Origin of the sequence: Nocardioides sp. NPDC051685 (assembly GCF_044453405.1) — a bacterium.
GTDB lineage: Bacteria > Actinomycetota > Actinomycetes > Propionibacteriales > Nocardioidaceae > Nocardioides.
On the sequence record NZ_JBITCR010000004.1, the window covers coordinates 25305 to 45790 of the forward strand.

The following is a 20486-nucleotide window of genomic DNA, read 5'->3' on the forward strand; positions in this document are numbered from 1 at the left end:
TGATCTCCCTGAGGTCGTCCCGCAACCGTGAGGCCCCGGGCGGCCCATCAAGGTATGCAGCCGAAGGTGCACATCCCGTGCGGAACTCCGCTGGGTAGGCGTGACTTTCCCTGCATACCTTGATGAAGCCTCGCCCCCGCCGCACCCGGCGGATCCTCGTCGGGGTCAGCCCTGGTGGGTGAAGACCTCGTCGCGGGCCGTGTCGAGACCGATCTGGAGGGCGCCGCGGAGCACCGGGTCACCGGAGATCGCGGTCGGGACGACGGTCGGGACGTTGGGGCCGAGGGAAGCGATCGCCTTCTGTACGCGGTCGGCCAGGACAGCTCCGCCGGCACGCCCGACCTCGCCCGCGAGCACGCACAGCTCCGGGTCGAGCACCACGCAGATGCCCGCCAGACCGAGGGCGAGCCGTCGGGCCAGCTCCTCCAGGAACGGCTCGGCATCGACGTCGCCCTCGACCGCGGCGCGTACGCAGTCCACGCCGCTGCTGCTCAGGCCGAACGCGCGGGCCAGGGTGTCCATGGCCTCGACGCTGACCAGTGACTGGAAGGCCGCGTGCTGGGGGCTGTCGGTGCCGTGCGGCGTGGAGGCGCCGGGAACCGCCAGATAGCCGATCTCGCCGGCACCGCCACCGGCGCCGCGGTGGAGGCGGCCGTCGACGATCACCGCGAGCCCCAGGCCGCGGTCGATCCAGGCGAGGACCGAGTCCTTGACGCCGTGGGACGCGCCGGCGGACTGCTCGGCGAGCCCGGCCAGGTTGACGTCGTTCTCGATCAGTATCGGCCGCTGGAAGGTGCGGCGGAGGTCTTCGAGGACGCCCGCGCGCCAGTCCGGCAGGTCGTTGGCGAAGCGGATGTCGCCGGTGCGCGGATCGATCATGCCCGGCGTACCGATCGAGAGGCAGCGGAGCTGCGCCATCGTGATGCCGGCGCTCCGGGTGGCGTGGGCGACGGTGGCCCGCACCGCCTCGACCGGATCGGAGGCTCCGTGGGGGTCGAGCTCGCCGGTGGCCAGCTCGGTGCCGGTGATGTCGGCGACCGATGCGGTGATCTGGTCGGGGCCGATGTGGAGGGCGGCGACGTACCCGGCCGACGGGACCACTCCGTAGAGCGCCGCGTTGGGCCCACGACCGCCCTGCTGGGCGCCCACGACCTCGACGAGGCCGCGGTCGCCGAGCCGGGTCAGCAGCTGTCCGGCGGTCACCTTCGAGAGGCCCACGAGCTCGCCGAGCCGGGTCTTCGTCACCGGCCCGTTCGAGAGCATCAGGTCGAGCGCCGCGCGGTCGTTGGTGTCGCGGATCAGGTGTGTCTTGGGTGCTCTCGACATCGGCGGCGCTCCTTTCGAGGGGGAGGGTGGCGTACGGAAAACCAACCTAACAATTCCAGGGCTCCCGCCGGCGTCTGTCCACGCTGGGTCTAGACGGTAACTGTAAAGGAACCTTACAGTAGGGGCTTCGATCGCCATCCATCTCAACCCCCTCTAGGAGCTTGGAATGCGTACTACCACGAAGATCGCCGTTCTCGGCGGGATCTTGCTGGCGCCCGTCCTGGCCATGCTGCCGACGAGCCCCGCAAGTGCGCACGGCTACATCTCGAACCCCCCGAGCAGGCAGGCCCAGTGTGCTGCCGGCACCGTCGAGTGCGGGGACATCAAGTACGAACCGCAGAGCGTCGAGGGCCCCAAGGGTCTGACCAGCTGCTCCGGTGGCAACTCCCGGTTCGCCGAGCTCGACGACGACTCGAAGAGCTGGCAGGTCACGCCGGTCGGTCGGACCCAGACCTTCAGTTGGTCGCTGAGCGCTCGACACAGCACCAGCACCTGGCAGTACTTCATCGGTGGCACCAAGATCGCCGAGTTCGACGACGGCGGCGCGCAGCCGCCGGCCACCGTCGAGCACCAGGTCGACTTCGGCTCCTTCACCGGCCGCCAGAAGGTGCTCGCGGTCTGGAACGTCGCCGACACGGCGAACGCCTTCTACGCCTGCATCGACGTGAACATCGGCGGCACCGCCACCGACCCGGAGTCGCCGGCCCCGGAGGCCGGAGAGTTCCCGGTCAGCGAGGAGCAGTTCAACCAGCTCTTCCCCAACCGCAACCCCTTCTACACCTATGCGGGCCTCGTCGAGGCGCTCAGCGCCTATCCGGAATTCACCAATGCTGGGGACGAGGCGACCCAGAAGCGTGAGGCCGCGGCGTTCATCGCCAACGTCGCCCACGAGACCGGTGACCTGCTCTACGTCGTCGAGCAGAACCAGGCCAACTACCCGCACTACTGCGACCCCAACCAGTCCTACGGCTGCCCCGCCGGCAACGACCAGTACTACGGCCGCGGCCCGGTCCAGCTGAGCTGGAACTTCAACTACAAGGCCGCCGGGGACGCGCTCGGGATCGACCTGCTGAACAACCCCAACCTGGTCGCCACCGATCCGGCGGTCGCCTGGAAGACGGGGCTCTGGTACTGGAACACCCAGAACGGCCCCGGCACCATGACCGCCCACGCGGCCATGGTCAACGGCGCCGGCTTCGGTGAGACCATCCGGTCGATCAACGGGTCCCTCGAGTGCAACGGCGGCAACCCCGGTCAGGTGCAGAGCCGCGTCGACAACTACCTCGAGGTCACCTCTCTCCTGGGCGTCGACCCGGGCGGGAACCTGTACTGCTGAAGCGGAGCCCGAAGCGAAAGGCACTGCTGAACCCAACCGGCGGCGTACGCAGCCCCACCCGCGTACGCCGCCGGTTCATGTCTTGTGACGACCGCCCAACCAGGTTGTGTTTCTGCGCCGGTGGCCGCGGCCCGGCCGCACCCCTACCTTCGAGAGGCAACCGGAACCCCGGACAGCCCGGGGCCGGATGGACTAAGGAGCAGGCTCGGTGCTCAGATCTCTCTCCCTCAGAATCGCCGCGATCGCTGCGGCCGTCACCCTCCCCCTCCTCGGCCTGGTCGCGCCGGCCGATGCGGAGAGCCCCTACGAGCGCGGACCGGACCCCACGTCCGCGAGCGTCCTGGACAACGGCACGTTCGCTCTCTCCACCACCTCGGTCTCCTCGCTGGTGACCGGCTTCGGCGGCGGGACGATCTACTACCCCACCTCGACCACCGAAGGGACGTACGGCGGCGTGGTGCTCGCGCCCGGCTTCACCGCCAGGTCCTCGGCCTACTCCTCGGTGGCCCGCCGGGTCGCCTCCCACGGGTTCGTGGTCTTCGCGATCGACACCAACAGCATCTACGACCAGCCCGACAGCCGTGGCTCGCAGATCCTGGCCGCGGTCGACTACCTGAAGCAGGACGCCTCCTCGGCCGTCGCCTCGCGCTTGGACGAGACCCGGATCGCGGTCTCAGGACATTCGATGGGCGGCGGTGGCACCCTCGCCGCGGCCAAGCAGGACTCCTCGGTCAAGGCCGCGGTCGCGCTGCAGCCCTGGCACACCGACAAGACCTGGCCGGAGATCCAGGTCCCGACCATGATCATCGGCGCGGAGAACGACACGGTCGCGCCCGTCGCCACCCACTCGATCCCCTTCTACACCTCGATGACCGGGGCGCGGGAGAAGGCGTACGGCGAGATCAACAACGCCGACCACCTCATCGCCAACACCGACGACGACTGGCAGGGGCGCCTGTTCGTCACCTGGCTGAAGAGGTACGTCGACGACGACACCCGCTACTCGCAGTTCCTCTGCCCGGCACCGTCCTCGGTCAACCTGTCCGACTACCGCGACACCTGCCCGGACTGATCCCCCCGGTCCGGACACGCGGAACCGGTCACCTGGGGTGGCCGGTCCTCCGTGTGTGCGGCATTGGAAGATGGGGGCATGACCGGAAACAGTGGAAACGGCGGAAAGAGCCAAGGCATCCGCGTCGCGTCCGTCGACGACATCCCGGAGGGCGAGGGCATCGCCATCTCCTCCGACATCACCGGCACCGAGGACGACATCGCGATCCTGCGTGACTACAACGGCACCTGCTGGGCCCTCAACGACACCTGCACCCACGAGACCGCCTCGCTGGCCGAGGGCTGGGTCGAGGACGGTGACGTCGAGTGCCCGCTGCACTCCTCGCGGTTCAACCTCAAGACCGGCAAGGTCGACGGCCTCCCTGCCACCCGGGACACCGTGCCGCACCGGGTCGAGGTGCGTGACGGGGAGATCTACCTGTTCCCCGGCGAGAGGCCGTGACGGCCTCCTCCGTTGTCGTCGTCGGTGGTGGCATCGCCGGGGTGTCGACGGTCGCGGAGCTGCGGAAGAACGGGTACGCCGGTGATCTGACGCTCGTCTCGGCCGACCCGATCCCCTACGACCGCCCGCCGTTGTCCAAGGAGTATCTGGCGGGCGGGCGCGACCTCGAGTCGATCGCGCTGCAGCCGTTGCAGTGGTACGTCGACCAGCAGATCTCGCTAGTCGGGGGAGCGGTCGCCGTGGAGCTGCGCCCGGACGCCGGCGAGGTCGAGCTGTCCGACGGTCAGGTGCTGACCGCCGACAAGATCGTGCTCGCAACCGGCGGTCGCGCGGTCCGGCCGTCGCTGGGCGAGGTACGACGGGACGTTTCGGTCGGTCTACCGGCGGGTAATGGACAGGATCGTCCCGTCGTACCCCCGATCCACGTGCTCCGGGAGGTCGCCGACGCCGATCGATTGCGTACGCAGCTGGTGCCTGGGGCCCGACTCCTGATCGTCGGGGCGGGACTGATCGGGGCCGAGGTGGCCTCGACCGCGCGCGGGCTGGGGGCCGAGGTCGTCCTGGTCGACCCGCTCTCGCCTCCTCTTGCCGCCGCGGTCGGGATCGAGGTGGCGACGTGGCTGCACGGCCTGCACGCCGACCACGGGGTGGAGGCGCTCACGACCACGGTCGAGACTCTGCTGGAGACCCCGGCCGGCGTCGCGGCGCAGCTGAAGGGCGAGCCCGACTCACGCGAGTTCGACGCCGTGCTGCTGGCCGTCGGCCTGGTCCCCGAGACCGCGCTGGCCGAGGCCGCGGGCCTGGAGACCTCCCGCGGCATCCTCGTCGACACCGGCCAGGTGACCAGCCACCCGTCGGTGCTCGCGGTCGGGGACTGCGCCCGGCTCCGCGACCACCACAGTGCCGAGCACTGGGAGGCCGCCCAGCTCGACGGCGCCCGAGCCGCGGCGACGATCCTCGAGGCAGAGCCCCCGCCCGCCACCGCACCCTGGTGGTGGTCGGACCGCTACGGCCTCCATGTCGAAGGAGTCGGCGAGATGCGTGAGCCGGACGCCGAGCACACCACCGTCGTACGCGGCGTGGTCGGCGAGCTACCGTTCTCGGTGTTCACTCTCCGCGGTGAGCGCCTCATCGGCGCGGTCGCGGTCGACGACCCGTCGGCCGTGAAGGCGGCCAGGCGGATGATCGACCGGGGCATCGACGTACGGGCCTCTGATCTTGCCGATCCCACCCAGAACCTGCGGTCCCTGCTGCGCCGCTAGCGATCAAGAACGCCGAGTCGGCTCGTCAGAACGAGCCGACTCGGCGGGAGCGAGAAGGGTCAGACGGTCAGCTGGGCCGGCTTGGACTGGTTGGCGACGCGGTTCTCGGAGTCGATGAACCAGGCCAGCTGCTCGACGCGGGTGATGATCGCGTGGAGCAGGTCGGCGGTCGTCGGGTCCTCGGCGTCGATGTCGTCGTGGATCTCGCGAGCGGTCTTCGAGGTGGCGTAGAGCGCGGCGGCGGCCAGGTCGGCGGCGGTCGCGGTGTCGACCTCGGTCGCCGGGAGCGGCGCGAGGGTGGTGTCCTCGGAGACGGTGCCGGTGCGGCCGTCGGGGAGGACGTAGAGCGCGCGCATCCGCTCGGCGACCTCGTCGGTGAAGTCGCGGGCGGCGTCGACGACCTCGTCGAGGACGAGGTGCATGTCGCGGAAGTTCTTGCCCACGACGTTCCAGTGCAGCTGCTTGCCCTGCAGGCTGAGCTCGGTCAGATCGACGAGCAGGCGCTGCATCTGGGTCGCGAACGCCGGGCTCGGGATGAACGCGGGGTGCGAGGTGTGCGTGGCGCTGTTCGTGGCGGTCTGCGTAGCCATGTTCGGTGTATCCCCCTGGATCGATGTGTGGGTGTTTCGTGGTGACACCCACTGTGCCACCTTTTCTTGAACCATTCCAGAAAGGTAAGTCTTCCCTAAGTCTCGCCGTGGCTCCCGGGCACGCAATAGAGTCGAGTCGTGCCGCCAGCCGGAGCCGACCCAGTCCCCCTCGTCGCGCGGGTTCCTCGTCCGGAGGTCTTCCAGACCAACGGACTGAGCGAGGACGCGCAGGTCGAGGCCTGGGAGCGCCACAACGCCTGCGCACTGGTCGCGCTCTCCTGCCGGCCCATCGACGGCCATGGGTTCGACGCGCAAGAGATCAACCTGCAGCTCGACGAGATCCATCTGGCACGGGTCCGGGCCACCCGCCACGTCGTCGAGCGTCCGGCCAGTCTCGTCAAGGAGATCCCCGCCCGGTCGATCGCCGTCTACGCCAGCCTCCGGGGAGAGGCGATCCTGGAGTACGCCGGCCGCCGCAAGGTCATCCGGCCGGGACAGCTGATCGTGTGCGACGTCGACGCGCCGTTCCTGCGCGGCTTCGGGCACGGGCTCGAGGAGCTCGCGGTCAAGGTGCCGGTGGACGCCTTCGAGGCCCGCACCGGGATCGCCTCGATGCCGTCGCCGCTCGTCCTCGACGCCGGTCGCGACCAGGACCCGCACGGGCGAGCGCTGGTGCAGATGGTCGGCCGGGCGCTCCGGCCCCACGACCCGGTGCCGGCCGACGAGGACGCCGTGCTCGACCTCATCTCGGTGATCGCGACCGCCGGGAAGGTGTCGCTGGCCACCGCCCATCGGGCCGCGGCGAAGGCGTTCATCGAGGACCATCTCGTCGACCCCGGACTCTCCGCGACCACCGTCGCCGCGGGCGCCGGCATCTCCGAGCGCCACCTCTCCCGGCTCTTCGCCGACGCCGGCACCAGCGTCCCGCGCCACATCCTCGGCCGCCGCCTCGAGCTCGCCTACGCGATGCTCGCCAGCGCCTCGGACCCGACCGTCCGCACCGTCGACGTCGCCGAACGCTGCGGCTTCACCTCCGCCTCGTACTTCTCCCAGGCCTTCCGCAAGCGCTTCGGCGTCGCCGCCGGAGACGTACGCCGCGCCGCCCGCGCCTGACCCCAGCCGAGTCCGCACTTGTGGCGGGCCGAGACCTCGGTTGTGGCGTACGAAAGTCGACTTTCGTACGCCACAGGTCACCTCTCGGCGCCCAGAAGTCCCTTCTCGGCGCGAAAGGGTGACAAGTCCACCAAAAGTCCGATAGGTCTTCCATGCGATTTTCCGCCAACCGGACCCTGCTTCCCACCCGTAGGGGCGGTGGCGGACGACACTCCTCAACACCCCACTCTCTAAGGAGAAGTACGTGCGCAACGGACTGACCACTGGACGCGGCCTGAGCATGGCCGCCGCCGGCGTGGCAGCGATGGCCCTCACCTTGACCGCCTGCGGGTCGGGCGGCATCGACGACGAAGGCGGTGGCGGCGAGGACACGCTCACCATCGGTTTCGTCTCGACCGAGACCGGCGCCTTGGCACCGTTCGGTGAGGCGAACAGCTTCGTCGTCGACGAGATGGAGACCTACTTCAAGGACCACCCGGTCAAGGTCGGCGACAAGGAGCTCGACGTCGAGATCGTGGTGCGTGACGCGCAGAGCGACACGACCAAGGCCGGGGCGGTGGCCGGCGACCTGATCAACAAGGACGGCGCCGACATCATCGTCGCCTCCTCGACGCCCGACATCGTCAACCCGGTCTCGGAGCAGTGCGAGGCCAACTCGATCCCCTGCATCACCACGGTCGCCCCGTGGCAGCCCTTCGCGATCCGCAGCGGCGACAAGCCGGCCGACCTGAAGTACAGCTACCACTTCTTCTGGGGCCTCGAGGACGTCGCGACGGTCTACGCCGACATCTGGAGCAAGGTCCCGAACAACAAGAAGGCCGGCGGCCTCTTCCCGAAGGACCCCGACGGCGAGGCCTGGGGCGCCAACTTCCCGGCGCTGACCGAGGCCTCGGGCGTGAAGATCGACAACCCGGGCAACTACCCCAACGGCACCAAGGACTTCTCCGCCCAGATCAGCGCCTACAAGGGTCACGACGTGCTCGTCGGTGTCCCGATCCCGCCGGACTTCACCACGTTCTGGCAGCAGGCGAAGCAGCAGGGCTACAACCCGAAGGTCGCGACCATCGGCAAGGCGCTCCTGTTCCCGAGCAGCGTCGAGGCGCTGGGCCCGATCGCCCACAACCTCTCCACCGAGGTCTGGTGGACCCCGACCGCGCCCTACAAGTCCTCGCTGACCGGCCAGTCGGCGCAGGAGCTGGCGGACGCGTACGAGGAGAAGACCGGCAAGCAGTGGACCCAGCCGCTGGGCTTCGCGCACGCGCTCTTCGAGGTCGCGACCGCGGCGGTGACCGAGGCCGGCTCGACCGACGCCGACGCGATCACCAAGGCACTGTCCGGGCTCGAGGTCTCCACGGTCGTCGGTGACGTCGCCTGGGGCAAGGACAAGAACGTCCCGCCGTACGTCGCGAAGACCTCCCTCGCGGGCGGCCAGTGGCGCCAGGTCGAGGGCGGGAAGCACCCGTTCGAGCTGGTCGTCGTCGAGAACTCGCTGGCTCCCGACGTACCTCTCGGGGGCGAGCCCGAGGCGCTCAAGTGACCTTGCTCCACGCTGACGGCCTGGCCAAGTCCTTTGGCCAGGTCGTCACGGCCCGCTCGGTCTCCTTCCAGGTGGCCGCCGGCGAGGCGCTCGGGATCGTCGGGCCCAACGGCGCCGGCAAGTCCACGCTGCTCAACCTGGTGACCGGCACCCTGCCGGTCGACGCGGGCGCCATCCGCTTCGACGGCACCGACGTCACCCGGATGCCGGCCGCCCGGCGTACGGCCCTCGGCATCGGGCGTACGTTCCAGGTCCCCCGTCCCTTCGAGGGGCTCACCGTCTTCGAGAACGTGCTGGTCGGGTCGACCTTCGGCGCCGGCACGCGCCGCCGTGAGGCGAACGAGCAGGCCTGGCAGGCGCTGGAGACCGCCGACCTCGCCCGGCTGGCCAACACCCGCGCCGGCTCGCTGCGGCTGCTCGACCGCAAGCGCCTCGAGCTCGCCCGCGCGCTGGCCACCCAGCCGCGGCTGCTGCTCCTCGACGAGATCGCCGGCGGCCTCACCGAGCACGAGCTGCCCGAGCTCATCGCGACGATCGCCGCCATCCGTGACGGCGGCACCGGCGTCGTCTGGATCGAGCACATCGTGCACGCGTTGCTGCAGGTCGTGGACCGGTTGATGTGCCTGGCCCAGGGCGACGTCGTCGCGACCGGCGACCCGCGTGAGGTGATGGCCTCGGACGCGGTCGCCGCCGTCTATCTCGGCTCCCCTGACCTGGAGGGCGCGTGAGGTCGGCGAATGCTCACCGAGGTAACTCGGTCGGCGCGCACTCCCTTTGCGGAGTTCCGCGAAGGAAGTGCGAGTTCGGTGAGGTACCTCGGTCGACATCCCAGGGCGACCCGATGAATGCTCACCGAGTTACCTCGGTGGGTGGTCACTCCCCTCGCGGAGTTCCGCGAAGCAAGCACCCGTTCACCGAGTTACCTCGGTCAGCATCCGAGGAAGGCCGATGACCACCCTGCTCGAGGTCGACGCGATCGACGTCGCCTACGGCGACTTCCGCGCCCTGCACGGCATCACCCTGCGGGTCGCCGAGGGCGAGACGCTGGCCGTGATCGGCGCCAACGGCGCCGGCAAGTCCACCTTGCTGAAGACGATCGCCGGTCTGCTCCGCCCGAGCGCCGGCCAGATCCGGTTCGACGGCCACAACGTCTCCCACACCCCCGCCCACCGGCGGGTCCGGGAGGGCATCGCGCTCACGCCGGAAGGGCGGCGGATCTTCGGCTCGCTGACCGTCGAGGAGAACCTCAAGGTCGGCGCGCACGGCCGCCGCCCCGGCCCCTGGAACCTGGCCACCGTCTACGACGCCTTCCCGCTGCTCGCCGAGAAGCGGTCGCGCCGCGGAGCGCACCTGTCCGGCGGCGAGCAGCAGGCCACTGCCATCGGCCGCGCGCTGATGTCCAACCCGAAACTGCTCCTGCTCGACGAGGTCTCGCTGGGTCTTGCGCCGGTCGTGATCGCCGACATCTACAAGGCGCTGCCCACGATCGCCGAGAAGGGGACGACCGTGCTCGTGGTCGAGCAGGACCTCACCCAGGCGCTCACCGTCGCCGACCGGGTGCAGTGCCTCCTCGAGGGCCGAACGGTCCTCGAAGGAGCCAAGGCCGATGTCAGCCGGGAGCAGGTCCAGGCGGCGTACTTCGGGGTCGACGCCTCGGACGGAAGGGAGGTCGGCTGATGGACTGGATCAACGCGGTCCTCCAGGGGGTCTTGCTCGGCGGGCAGTACGCGCTCCTCGCCTGCGGTCTGAGCCTCATCTTCGGGGTGATGCGGATCGTCAACCTCGCTCACGGCGTCCTCGCGGTCGCCTCGGCCTATCTCGCGCTCTGGCTGATCCAGCAGACCGGGATGCCGGCGTTCCTCACCATCCTCCTGGTCATCCCCATCTTCGCCGTGGTCGGCTACGCGATCCAGCGCGGCCTGTTCAACGCCGCGCTGCGCCACGGCGAGCTGTCGCCGCTGCTGGTCTCGTTCGGCCTGGCTGTCATCGGCGCCAACCTGCTCCAGGAGATCTTCACCGCCGACTCCCGCAAGATCTCGATCGGCGATCTGTCGACCTCGTCGGTCGAGCTCGGCGACCTGCGGCTCGGAGTGTTCTCGCTGATCACGCTGTTGGTGGCGGTCGCCGTCATCGTCGGCCTGCAGCTCTACCTCTCCCACACCCGCATCGGCCGGGCCATGCGCGCGACCAAGGACGACCCCGAGGCGGCCACGCTCATGGGGATCGACGAGAAGCACATGTACGCCCTCGCCACCGCGATCGCCATCGGCACGGTCGCGCTGGCCGGCGTCTTCCTCGGCATGTCGACGCAGTTCTCACCGACGTACGGGGATCTGGTCCTCATCTTCGCCTTCGAGGCCGTCATCATCGGCGGCCTCGGCTCGCTGTGGGGCACGCTTCTCGGCGGGCTCGTGCTCGGTGTCGCGCAGACCGTCGGCGCCCAGATCGACCCCGCCTACGGCGTCCTCGCCGGCCACCTGGTCTTCCTGGTCGTGCTCCTGTTCCGGCCCCAGGGCCTGCTTCCGAAGGCGGTCGTCGCATGACTGTGAACTCCATCGGAACCCTGAAGGTCGTACGCGGCGGCTGGCCGTCGCTGGCCGGCGGCGGTGTCCTCGCCGCGGTCGTGGTCTTCCTGGCCGCGGCGCCGTGGTTCGTGCTCAGCCCGGGCGACGTGACGAACCTGGTCACCCTCTTCGCGCTGATCATCCTCGGCACGACCTGGAACCTGATGGCCGGCTACGGCGGGCTCGTCTCGATCGGGCAGCAGGCCTACATCGGTGCCGGCGGCTACGGCGTGATCAAACTCGCCGACGTCGTCGGGCTGCCGATCCCGGTGGCCGTCATGGCGGCCGGCGTGGTCTGCGCCGCCCTGGCCATCCCCACCTCGTTCCTGCTGTTCCGGCTGGTCGGAGGCTATTTCGCGATCGGCACCTGGGCGGTGGCCGAGGTCTTCAAGCTGGTCACACAGGAGCTCCCGGGCTTCGGCGGCGGCTCCGGTCTCTCCCTCACCGCCTTCCAGGGCGTCGACCGGGTGACCCGGATCGCCACCGTCTACTACCTGGCGCTCGCGCTGGCCGTGCTGGTCGTGCTCGCGACGTACGTCCTGATGCGCTCGCGCGTCGGCCTCGGTCTGACCGCGATCCGTGACGACTCGGTGGCGGCGGCCTCCCTCGGCGTCGCGGTGCGGCGCTCGCAGCGCCTCGTCTACGTCGCCGCCTCGGGTGGTGCCGGCCTGGCCGGCGCGCTGATCGCGGTCAACGGTCTGCGCGTCTCGCCGGACTCGATGTTCTCGGTGCAGTACACCGCCTTCATGATCTTCATCGTGGTCATCGGCGGGCTGGGGACGATCGAGGGCCCGATCCTCGGAGCGGTGATCTTCTTCGCGCTCCAGCAACTGCTGGACTCCTACGGCACCTGGTACCTGATCGCGCTCGGCGCGGTCGCGATCGCGGTTGTGCTGCTGGCCCCCCGCGGCCTATGGGGCCTGGCGGCACGCGGTCGCTACGAGGTCTTCCCGGTCGGTCACACGGTCCTGACCCGATAGTCGGGGATCAAACGGTCGCTCTACTGACGAGTAACCGACCGTTTGATCCCCGACTATCCACCGCTCTCCAGGGTTATCCACAGGTTTGTGCACATGCGGGGGATTGTTGTGGATCGCTGGATGCGGGATTCGTACGTCTGGCTGATCCTGTCGTTGTGGCTGCCCGACCTGCACACTTCCGACCGCCGGAATACTCCCCTGCGCGGCCTTCTGTCGTGCGGCCGGTGCGCCTCGACCCGAGTGGGGAGACCGGGCCGACCCCGCGTCAGGCTCGGGGGCGTGGGTGGCGGCGGAGCAGCCACGGGTTCTACGTGCCGGCCGACGTCGATGCCGACGCGCCGATGCAGCGCGTGCTCGAGGCATCGGTGCGGCTCCCCGCGCATGCAGCGGTGACGGGGTGGGCGGCGTTGGCGTGGATGCGGTGCAAGTGGTTCGACGGCTGGGACCCCTCCGGTCGACCCAGGCCGGTGACCGTCGCGGCCACTGCTCACTCGTTGGCGTCACTCCCTGGCCTCGCCGTATGCGGTGAGCGACTCCTCCTCTCCGACGTCCAGGTGGTTGACGGCGTGCGGGTGACGATCCCGGTGCGGTCGGTGACGTTCGAGATGCGCTACGCCCACGATCGGCGGGCGGCCGTACGAGCTCACGACATGGTGGCGCTCCATGACCTGGTCTCCATCGCGGAGATCTCCGACTGGGCGGATGCGCACCGCGGCTGGACCGGAATCGCGAAGGTCAGGGATGCGATCCCCTTCCTCGACGAGAACGCGTGGTCACCGCCTGAGGTCGATCTCCGACTCGTGTGGGCGGAGCTCGGCATCCGCGACGTCGTGTGCAACCGCCCGGTGTTCGACCGTGCCGGGCGGCATGTCGCCACGCCTGACGTGCTCGACCTGGAGACAGGTGTCGTGGGCGAGTACGACGGCTCCTTGCACCTCGAGGGCAAGCAGCGTGCCAAGGACATCAGGCGAGAGGGAGATCTGCGTGGTGTCGGTCTCGAGTACGTCACCATGGTCTCCGCGGACCTGCGCGATCCGTCGGGATTCAAGGCCCGCACCCTGGCTGCGCGGCAGCGGGCGCGAGCAGCGGCGGGGCCGAGGCGCTGGACACTGGATACGCCTGCGTGGTGGACGCCAACCGCGACCGTGGCTGAGCGACGAGCACTCTCGAAGGATGAACGCGGCCGTCTGCTGAGCCACCGGTGGGCAGCCTGAGCCCGTAGTCGGGGATCAAACGGTCGCTCTACTCGCGCGTAACCGACCGTTTGATCCCCGACTACCCGAGTTCACTACTCGCAAGTAACATGAGCGGCGTGACCGAGACGACCACCCCCACGACCACCCCCGAGGCACACGCGATCGAGCGTGCCGAGGGCACCAGCTTCACGCTGACCGTGGTCCGTGCGGCGGATCCCGAGGCGCCGACCGTGCTCGTCGTGCCCGCGATGGGCATGCCTGCCAGCTACTACGACAAGCTGATCGTGGCGTTCGCACGGGTGGGGATCAACGTCGGGCGGATGGAGCAGCGCGGTCACGAGGAGACCGGCGGGAGGGTCGCGGGCTGGGGCTACGACTTCGGCTACGCCGACCTGATCGAGGACATCGCCGCCGCCGTCGACCGCCTCGGCGAGCTGATCCCGGCCGCGGCCGGTGCGACGTACGTCCTCGGGCACAGCCTCGGTGGCCAGGCCGCCAGCGCCTACGCCGCGCTCCACCCCGAGCGGGTCGCCGGCCTGATCTACGTCGCCTCACAGACCCCTTACTGGCGCAACTACGGCCCGGGCTTCCTGCTCGCCAGCCAGGCGATGGGCGTCATCGGCCGGGTTGTCGGCCACTTCCCGGGCAAGCAGCTCAAGTTCGCCGGGCGCGAGGCGCGCACCCTGATGAAGGAATGGGCCCGGTACGCCCGCACCGGCCGCCTCCGCTTCGGTAGCCCGGCCCGCGACGTCACCGCGGACATGCGAGCCCTGGCGAAGCCCGCGCTGATCGTCTCCATCGAGGGCGACTGGCTGGCGCCCAGCGAGACGGTCGACGAGATCCACCGGCGCATGCCCGGGCTCGAGGTCGCGCGCGTGCACCTGGACGAGCCCGGCATCGACCACTTCAAGTGGGCCCGGAAGCCCGACTCGACCATCAAGGCGGTCCTCGACTGGCTCTCGCGCTAGTCGTCGCCCTGCTCGTACCCGCCGCCTCGGTCAGACCACTCCTCGAGTGGCCGACCAAGTCCTGCTCGGCCGCGCCGCTGCCGCGAACGTCGACGCAGGCCCCGCCAAGGGCGCGCGGCGCTCCACCTTGACGCCCGCTCGGGCGCGGTCGACAGTTGGGACGTGGAGATCGCGGTCCTCGGTCCCCTGAGCGTGCACGGCGACTCGCGTCGGATCGGTGGTCGTGACCGGTTGGTCCTGGCCGCCCTGACCACGGCACCCGGTGAGGCCTTCAGTGTGGACCGCCTTGCCGACATTCTCTGGGGGGATCGACCGCCGGCTTCGTCTGCCAAGAACATCCAGGGTTGCGTGTCGCGCCTGCGCAGCCTGCTGGGAGCGGACGCGATCGGGACCGTGCCCAATGGGTATCGACTGACGGTGCCGGCCGGGACCCTGGACTCCCAGCGGTTCGAGGAACTGCTGAAGCAGGCTCGGGCGCTCCTCGAGGACGACTGGGCTGCGGCGCGCGACCTGCTCGAGTCAGCGTTGGGCCTGTGGCGGGGGCCTGCCTACCCCGAGCTCGAGGACTGGGATCGGGGCCGGCAGGAGGCAGCGCGCCTCGAGGAGCTGAGACATGACGCCGAGGAGCTGCTGATCGAAGGCGAGCTTCGCGCCGGCCGCCATCGCGAGATCGTCCCCCGAGCGCGAGCGATGGTCGACGCTGCACCGATGCGCGAGCGCCGATGGGCGCAGCTGGCCCTCGCCCTGTACCGCAGCGATCGGCAGGCGGAGGCCCTGCAGACCCTGCGGCGCCTGCGCGCCCTCCTGTCCGACCAGCTCGGGCTGGATCCGGGCGAGGAGGTGGTGCGCCTCGAAGCCGCCATCCTCAACCATGACACGGACCTCCAGGCTGCTGCCGTCAGCGCGACCCCCCGGCCACGGGCACCGCGGATCGCCCCACCCATTCCCGGGGCGCCCCCGGGCCGTCGGCTGGCCGGAAGGGTGGAGGAGCTGCAGGTACTGGGAGAGCTGCTGAGACGAGGGATCGACGGCTCCCCGGGCGCCGTGATCGTCCATGGCGAGGCCGGCGTCGGGAAGACACGGTTGGTCACTGAGGCAGCCGACACGGCGCGGGATCTCGGGTACGACGTGCTGTGGGGGCGGTGCACGCGCTTCGGCGCTGCCTCGTCGCCGTACGCTCCGTTCGCGATGGCCCTGGAAGCCTGGTTGGCGCATGCATCGACGACAGCCCGGGCTGACCTCCTGACCGTGGCGCCACGGCTGGACTCGGTCCTCCCCTCGCTCGTCGGGGTGCCGGACGAGGAGCCCCAACGCCTCCTTCCGGAGATTGCGCGGGGTCTGGTCCGGCTGGCGACCCACGGCCCCGTTCTGCTCGTGATCGACGACCTGCAGTGGGCCGACGTCTCGTCGCTGGATCTGTTGGGTTACCTGATCGCGACCTTCGATGCCCAGGACCTCGTCGTCATGGCGACGGTCCGCGACGAGGAGCTCGATCCGAGCCATCGACTGCACGGGTGGCTGGCCGACGTTCGCAGATTCCCCGGAGTTCGGGACCTGCGGCTCCGCCGCCTGAGGGTCGAGGAGACGGAGCAGCAGCTGAAGGCGCTGCTCGGCGCCAGGCCGAGCCTGAAACTGCTGGAGACGGTCTACGGCCGGTCCTTGGGCAATGCGTACTTCACCGAGCTGCTGGCGCAGGACCTCGACATGGGCAGTGAAGCCCTTGCGGCGGCCCTCCCCGACGTCCTGGCAGACGCGCTGCTGGCCGCGTGGCGCCGGCTCGGCCAGGATGCCCAAGAGGTCGCGCGACTGCTCTCGGTCGCCGGCCGACCGCTGACGTTCGACGAGTACGCCGTCATGGCGGGTGTGATCGCACTCGACAGCCAGACCTTGTCCCGGTGCCTGGTGCAGGCGACCGCCGTCGGAGTGGTCAGGGTCGACCGCGATGACCGATATTGGTTCCGTCATCCGCTGTTGGCCGAGGTCCTCTACGACACATTCCTCCCCGGGCAGGCCGTTCCGTTGCATGCGGCGATCGCCGGCACCTTGACCACGCCCAGCGGCTCGCCGGCCGGGGAGATGCGCCGCTGGGGAGACCTCGCCCTGCACCACGAACGGGCGGGTGCCGTCGATGAGGCGGTCCGTTGCTCGCTGACGGCGGCCGGGCTGGCGGAGCATCTGCGCGTCTTCCCCGAGCAGCTGACCCACCTGAGGCGCGTCATCGAGCTCCTGCCGAGGGCCGGTGAGCCGACCCGGCGGGCTGTCGGCGACGAGGTCCTCCTGCTCACCCGCGCGGCGGAGGTGGCCGCGTTGACGGGCGACTTCGATGCGGAGTACGACTGGCTCGACCGCGCCCGCATGCTGGTCGATCGAGCCACGCACCCCCTCCTGGCCTCGACGATCCTGTGCCTGTGGTGGGACGCGGTGTTCACCTCCGGACACACCTCGGAACGGCCCATGGTCGAAATCCGCGAGGCGGTCGACCTGGCATCGGCATTCCCCGACAGCGTGGAATACGTCCGGGCGCTGAGCCTCCTGTCCGAGACCGAATCATGGCGAGGACTGCCAGCGGCCGCTGAACATGCCGAGCAGGCACTCGAGGCCGCCGTCCGGTGCGGTACGGACCTCGCGCAAGCCATCGGTCTACAAGCCCAGATTTTTGCCGTGTTCGGCAGCGCCCGCGCGATGACCCACGCGTCACAGCGGGGCGACGCCGAGCGGGCGCACGAGCTGGCGCTGTCCATCGGCGACCCCGCCTTGCTCGGTCGGACCGGGTGGGCGCTGACGATCTTTGCGCAATGGCCGCGGGAGACTCGACGCGTGGCACGGTCGGCCTACGGCGATGTCGCCGCCCACGGATCACCGGTCCCCGGAGCCTGGATGGCCATCATCGCTGCGGACGCCGCCCTGTGCGAAGGGGACCTGGCCGGAGCGCGCGACTCGCTCCGGGAGATTCTCGCCGCTCGGCTCGCCAAGGACGCCGGTGTGTCCGCCAGGCTGCTGGGCTGTGAACTCGCCTGCCGGCTGGGGAGACTCGACGAAGCGGACCAGCACATGCGCCGCGCCGAGGAACTGATCCCGGACTTCCTGTCCGTGGTCGGCCTGAACGGCGCAAGCACCCGCGCGGTGCACTTGATCAGCCACGACAGACCCGAGCAGGCGGGACAGGTGGTCCTCGACCATCTCCACCTCGACCAGAGCGACCCGGACACGGCCGCCGACCTGCTGCGGTTGGGTGCGTGGGCCGCTGCGGACCTGGCTTCGATCGACTCCTCGGGAACCGGGTCGACAGGTCGCGGACAACGCCTGCTCGAGAAGCTGCTCGAGGAAGCAGAGTTGCTTCCCTGGGATCCGTTCGCAGCCCAACCCGAGCTGCGGGCGCTGTTCGAGGCAGAATCGGCTCGTTGTCGACGGAGCGACGACGAGGTCGATCTCTGGCACACCGCCCTCGACCAGTGCGCCAGCGCCCATTGGGGTTGGGAGGAGGCCGTCGCTTCGTGGCGCTGCGCCGAGGCGACAGCGAGAACGGGGCCGTCCAGCCAGGCGGACGCCATGCTCGAGCGGGCCCTTCAACTGGCCCGGGAGATGGGTGCCAAGCCCATCGAGCGAGCAGTGGTGGCCCTGACGGATGCGCTCGGGCGGGCATCGCGGCGCGACAAGTGAGACTGCCATCGTGAAGGGTCGCTAGCTCTCCCGAGCCGTCCACCGTCAGTGGCCGAGCACGCCAATACCCACCTCCCCAGTTGCACCGGGCACTGATGCCGTCAACGTGGTCGATACCGGCGCGATACCGAGCCCTGACCGCTGCGATACCCGCTGATGTCACAACGGAGATCCACACCGGGGCCACCCGCCCCACAACTCAAGGGAGACGTTATGAACATCGCCAACACCCGTCGCGCCGCGACCACCTTCGCCACTACCGCCGCCATCGCGGGCGTACTGACCATCATGTCTGCAGTTGCGCCCGCGACCGCCAACGCGCACCCTGTCCTTCCCATCCCCGACCCGGCCACGCGCTGCGTCGAAACCGTCGACGACGCCGTGGGATCCAGCACCGCGTCCATGGACATCGACCAGATCGTCACGATGTTGAAGGTGCGGAGGGCGGCGTACCTGAACGACCACCCGCTCCTCCTCCGCTGAGCGGGCTCTTGGGGCCCGATCCCAGGGTCGCTGGATCGCGTACGCATTTCCGCCAACCCGCGACCCCACCTTTGAAGGGGCCTGGGCGGGCCGCAAGACTCGCCTTCGAGACCGCGATCCCACACCCCGCCGCGGTCTCGGAAAGGTGAGGAACATGCCAGTCTTCGACGACGGCCAGAAGGAGACCGAGGTCCCCGAGACCGAGGATGTCGTGACCACCGACGTCCTCGTCGTTGGATCCGGCCCGGCCGGCGCGTCCGCCGCGCTCTTCCTGAGCGAGCTCGGTGTCGACAACATCATGATCACGAAGTACCGCTGGACCGCGAACACCCCGCGGGCGCACATCACCAACCAGCGCGCGATGGAGATCTTCCGCGACCTGGGCATCGAGGAGAAGGTCCTCGCCGATGCGACGCCGCACGAGCTCGTCGGCGACACCGTCTTCTGCACCAGCATCGCCGGCGAGGAGATCGGCCGCATCCGCACCTGGGGCACCCGGCCGGACCGGGAGGCCGACTACCAGCTGGCGAGCCCGTGCCTGACCGTCGACATCCCGCAGACCTACCTGGAGCCGATCCTGGTCCGCACCGCCACCGAGCGCGGCACCCAGACCCGGTTCTCGACCGAATACCTGAGCCACGTCCAGGACGAGGACGGCGTCACCACCATCGCCCGCGACCGCCTGACCGGCCACGAGTACAAGATCCGGTCGAAGTTCCTCATCGGCGCCGACGGCGCCCGCACCCAGGTCGGCGCCGACATCGACCTCCCGATGGAGGGGGCGATGGACATCGCCGGGTCGATGAACATCACCTTCAAGGCCGACCTCTCCGAGCTCGTCGACCACCGCCCGTCGGTCCTCTACTGGGTCATCCAGCCGGGCTCGAACGTCGGCGGCATCGGCACCGGCCTGGTCCGGATGGTCCGTCCCTGGGACGAGTGGCTGATCGTGTGGGGCTACGACATCAACCAGCCGCCGCCGGAGCTGACCGAGGAGTACGCGGTCAAGGTCATCCGCGACCTGCTCGGCATGCCCGACCTGGAGCCGGACGTGACCGGCTACTCGCTGTGGGGCGTGAACGAGATGTACGCGACCCACGCCCAGAAGGGCCGGGTCTTCTGCGCGGGCGACGCCATCCACCGCCACCCGCCGTCGAACGGCCTCGGCTCCAACACCTCGATCCAGGACTCCTACAACCTGGCCTGGAAGCTCGCCGCGGTGCTCCAGGGCTACGCCGAGCCGTCGCTCCTGGAGTCCTACTCCGCCGAGCGTGCCCCGGTCGCCAAGCGCATCGTCACCCGCGCCAACCAGTCCGCGCGCGAGTTCGGTGAGCTCTTCGAGGCGCTCGGCGTCGTCGGCCTCGAGGGCGAGGAGATGGCCAAGGCCATCGAGGAGCGCAAGGCCAACACCCCCGAGGGCGCCGCCAAGCGGGCCGCGCTCGTCACCGCGATGGAGCGCAAGAACTACGAGTTCAACGCGCATGGCGTCGAGCTCGGCCAGTTCTACGAGTCCAACGCGATCCTCTCCGACGGCACCCGGCCCGCGCCGACCGACGACGAGGACCTCTACCACCGGATGTCGACCTCTCCGGGTGCGCACCTGCCGCACGCCTGGGTCGGGGACAACGTCGAGAAGCACGCGATGCTCGACCTCGCCCCCTACACACAGTGGACGCTGATCACGGGCGTCGCCGGCGAGGCCTGGGAGGACGCGGCGGAAGCGGCCCGGACGAAGTTCGGGATCCCACTCGAGACCGTCGTCATCGGCCCCGGCCGACCGGTGACCGACCTCTACTTCGACTGGGCCAAGCTCCGCGAGGTCGAGGAGTCGGGCGCCATCCTGGTCCGCCCCGACAAGCACATCGCCTGGCGCGCCATGTCGCTCCCCGAGGACCCCGGCACCGCGCTGGGCGAGGCGGTCGCGACGCTGCTGGGCAAGGCCTGATCGTCCGGGCTGA

General features: G+C 69.8%; 17 protein-coding genes. 15 read left to right on the forward strand and 2 right to left on the reverse strand.

The window, feature by feature from the left end; all coding sequences use genetic code 11:
* Positions 1 to 165: 165 nt before the first annotated feature.
* Positions 166 to 1326, reverse strand: coding sequence for an ROK family protein (locus ACIA03_RS12975; protein ID WP_396982964.1), 1161 nt, complete (start codon positions 1324 to 1326; stop codon positions 166 to 168).
* 166 nt (positions 1327 to 1492) lie between these two features.
* Between ACIA03_RS12975 and ACIA03_RS12980 the strand changes: the two genes are divergently transcribed.
* The 4 genes from ACIA03_RS12980 (at position 1493) to ACIA03_RS12995 (ending at position 5437) form a co-directional block, all read left to right on the forward strand.
* Positions 1493 to 2662, forward strand: a complete 1170-nt coding sequence (locus ACIA03_RS12980) for a glycoside hydrolase family 19 protein (RefSeq protein ID WP_396982966.1) — start codon at positions 1493 to 1495, stop codon at positions 2660 to 2662.
* A 208-nt stretch (positions 2663 to 2870) separates the two neighbouring features.
* Entirely contained in the window at positions 2871 to 3734 is an 864-nt protein-coding gene (locus ACIA03_RS12985) for an alpha/beta hydrolase family protein (RefSeq protein WP_396982968.1), read from the forward strand.
* A gap of 78 nt (positions 3735 to 3812) precedes the next feature.
* A complete protein-coding gene (locus ACIA03_RS12990; RefSeq protein ID WP_396982970.1) occupies positions 3813 to 4175 on the forward strand; it encodes a non-heme iron oxygenase ferredoxin subunit in 363 nt (120 codons plus the stop codon).
* On the forward strand, positions 4172 to 5437 hold the full coding sequence (locus tag ACIA03_RS12995) for an NAD(P)/FAD-dependent oxidoreductase (RefSeq protein ID WP_396982972.1): 1266 nt from the start codon (positions 4172 to 4174) through the stop codon (positions 5435 to 5437). Before ACIA03_RS12990 ends, ACIA03_RS12995 begins: the two co-directional genes overlap by 4 nt.
* 59 nt (positions 5438 to 5496) lie before the next feature.
* Here the strand turns inward: ACIA03_RS12995 and ACIA03_RS13000 are convergent, their stop codons facing one another.
* A complete protein-coding gene (locus ACIA03_RS13000) occupies positions 5497 to 6027 on the reverse strand; it encodes a Dps family protein (protein ID WP_396982974.1) in 531 nt (176 codons plus the stop codon).
* Between the two features lie 138 nt (positions 6028 to 6165).
* Here ACIA03_RS13000 and ACIA03_RS13005 point away from each other — a divergent pair, with 138 nt between their 5' ends.
* The 11 genes from ACIA03_RS13005 (at position 6166) to ACIA03_RS13055 (ending at position 20473) form a co-directional block, all read left to right on the forward strand.
* Positions 6166 to 7140 carry a helix-turn-helix domain-containing protein gene (locus tag ACIA03_RS13005; RefSeq protein WP_396982976.1) on the forward strand — a complete coding sequence of 325 codons (975 nt, stop codon included), beginning with the start codon at positions 6166 to 6168 and terminating at the stop codon, positions 7138 to 7140.
* Between the two features lie 244 nt (positions 7141 to 7384).
* The gene (locus ACIA03_RS13010) at positions 7385 to 8677 is read left to right on the forward strand and encodes an ABC transporter substrate-binding protein (RefSeq protein WP_396982978.1); all 1293 of its coding nucleotides are present in this window, start codon (positions 7385 to 7387) and stop codon (positions 8675 to 8677) included.
* On the forward strand, positions 8674 to 9405 hold the full coding sequence (locus ACIA03_RS13015) for an ABC transporter ATP-binding protein (RefSeq protein ID WP_396982980.1): 732 nt from the start codon (positions 8674 to 8676) through the stop codon (positions 9403 to 9405). The genes ACIA03_RS13010 and ACIA03_RS13015 overlap by 4 nt, the downstream gene beginning before the upstream one ends.
* 220 nt (positions 9406 to 9625) lie before the next feature.
* Entirely contained in the window at positions 9626 to 10354 is a 729-nt protein-coding gene (locus tag ACIA03_RS13020) for an ABC transporter ATP-binding protein (protein ID WP_396982982.1), read from the forward strand.
* On the forward strand, positions 10354 to 11220 hold the full coding sequence (locus tag ACIA03_RS13025) for a branched-chain amino acid ABC transporter permease (protein ID WP_396982984.1): 867 nt from the start codon (positions 10354 to 10356) through the stop codon (positions 11218 to 11220). Before ACIA03_RS13020 ends, ACIA03_RS13025 begins: the two co-directional genes overlap by 1 nt.
* On the forward strand, positions 11217 to 12221 hold the full coding sequence (locus ACIA03_RS13030; protein ID WP_396982986.1) for a branched-chain amino acid ABC transporter permease: 1005 nt from the start codon (positions 11217 to 11219) through the stop codon (positions 12219 to 12221). The genes ACIA03_RS13025 and ACIA03_RS13030 overlap by 4 nt, the downstream gene beginning before the upstream one ends.
* A 224-nt stretch (positions 12222 to 12445) precedes the next feature.
* A complete protein-coding gene (locus ACIA03_RS13035) occupies positions 12446 to 13435 on the forward strand; it encodes a hypothetical protein (RefSeq protein ID WP_396982988.1) in 990 nt (329 codons plus the stop codon).
* 98 nt (positions 13436 to 13533) lie between these two features.
* Positions 13534 to 14385 (forward strand): alpha/beta fold hydrolase, encoded by an 852-nt coding sequence (locus ACIA03_RS13040; RefSeq protein WP_396982990.1) that lies wholly within the window; start codon positions 13534 to 13536, stop codon positions 14383 to 14385.
* Positions 14386 to 14547: 162 nt separating this feature from the next.
* Complete coding sequence (locus tag ACIA03_RS13045) at positions 14548 to 18045, forward strand: BTAD domain-containing putative transcriptional regulator (protein WP_396982992.1); 3498 nt, start codon at positions 14548 to 14550, stop codon at positions 18043 to 18045.
* A 213-nt stretch (positions 18046 to 18258) separates the two neighbouring features.
* Positions 18259 to 18528, forward strand: a complete 270-nt coding sequence (locus ACIA03_RS13050; protein WP_396982994.1) for a hypothetical protein — start codon at positions 18259 to 18261, stop codon at positions 18526 to 18528.
* Between the two features lie 154 nt (positions 18529 to 18682).
* A complete protein-coding gene (locus ACIA03_RS13055; protein ID WP_396982996.1) occupies positions 18683 to 20473 on the forward strand; it encodes an FAD-dependent oxidoreductase in 1791 nt (596 codons plus the stop codon).
* Positions 20474 to 20486 lie beyond the last annotated feature (13 nt).

Bases quoted from the DNA above. Each gene is read 5' to 3' on its own strand.
- ACIA03_RS13050 (WP_396982994.1), top strand. From the start codon at position 18,259: ATGAACATCGCCAACACCCGTCGCGCCGCGACCACCTTCGCCACTACC.
- ACIA03_RS13000 (WP_396982974.1), bottom strand. From the start codon at position 6,027: ATGGCTACGCAGACCGCCACGAACAGCGCCACGCACACCTCGCACCCC.
- ACIA03_RS13055 (WP_396982996.1), top strand. From the start codon at position 18,683: ATGCCAGTCTTCGACGACGGCCAGAAGGAGACCGAGGTCCCCGAGACC.
- ACIA03_RS12990 (WP_396982970.1), top strand. From the start codon at position 3,813: ATGACCGGAAACAGTGGAAACGGCGGAAAGAGCCAAGGCATCCGCGTC.
- ACIA03_RS13020 (WP_396982982.1), top strand. From the start codon at position 9,626: ATGACCACCCTGCTCGAGGTCGACGCGATCGACGTCGCCTACGGCGAC.
- ACIA03_RS12980 (WP_396982966.1), top strand. From the start codon at position 1,493: ATGCGTACTACCACGAAGATCGCCGTTCTCGGCGGGATCTTGCTGGCG.
- ACIA03_RS13030 (WP_396982986.1), top strand. From the start codon at position 11,217: ATGACTGTGAACTCCATCGGAACCCTGAAGGTCGTACGCGGCGGCTGG.
- ACIA03_RS12975 (WP_396982964.1), bottom strand. From the start codon at position 1,326: ATGTCGAGAGCACCCAAGACACACCTGATCCGCGACACCAACGACCGC.
- ACIA03_RS13025 (WP_396982984.1), top strand. From the start codon at position 10,354: ATGGACTGGATCAACGCGGTCCTCCAGGGGGTCTTGCTCGGCGGGCAG.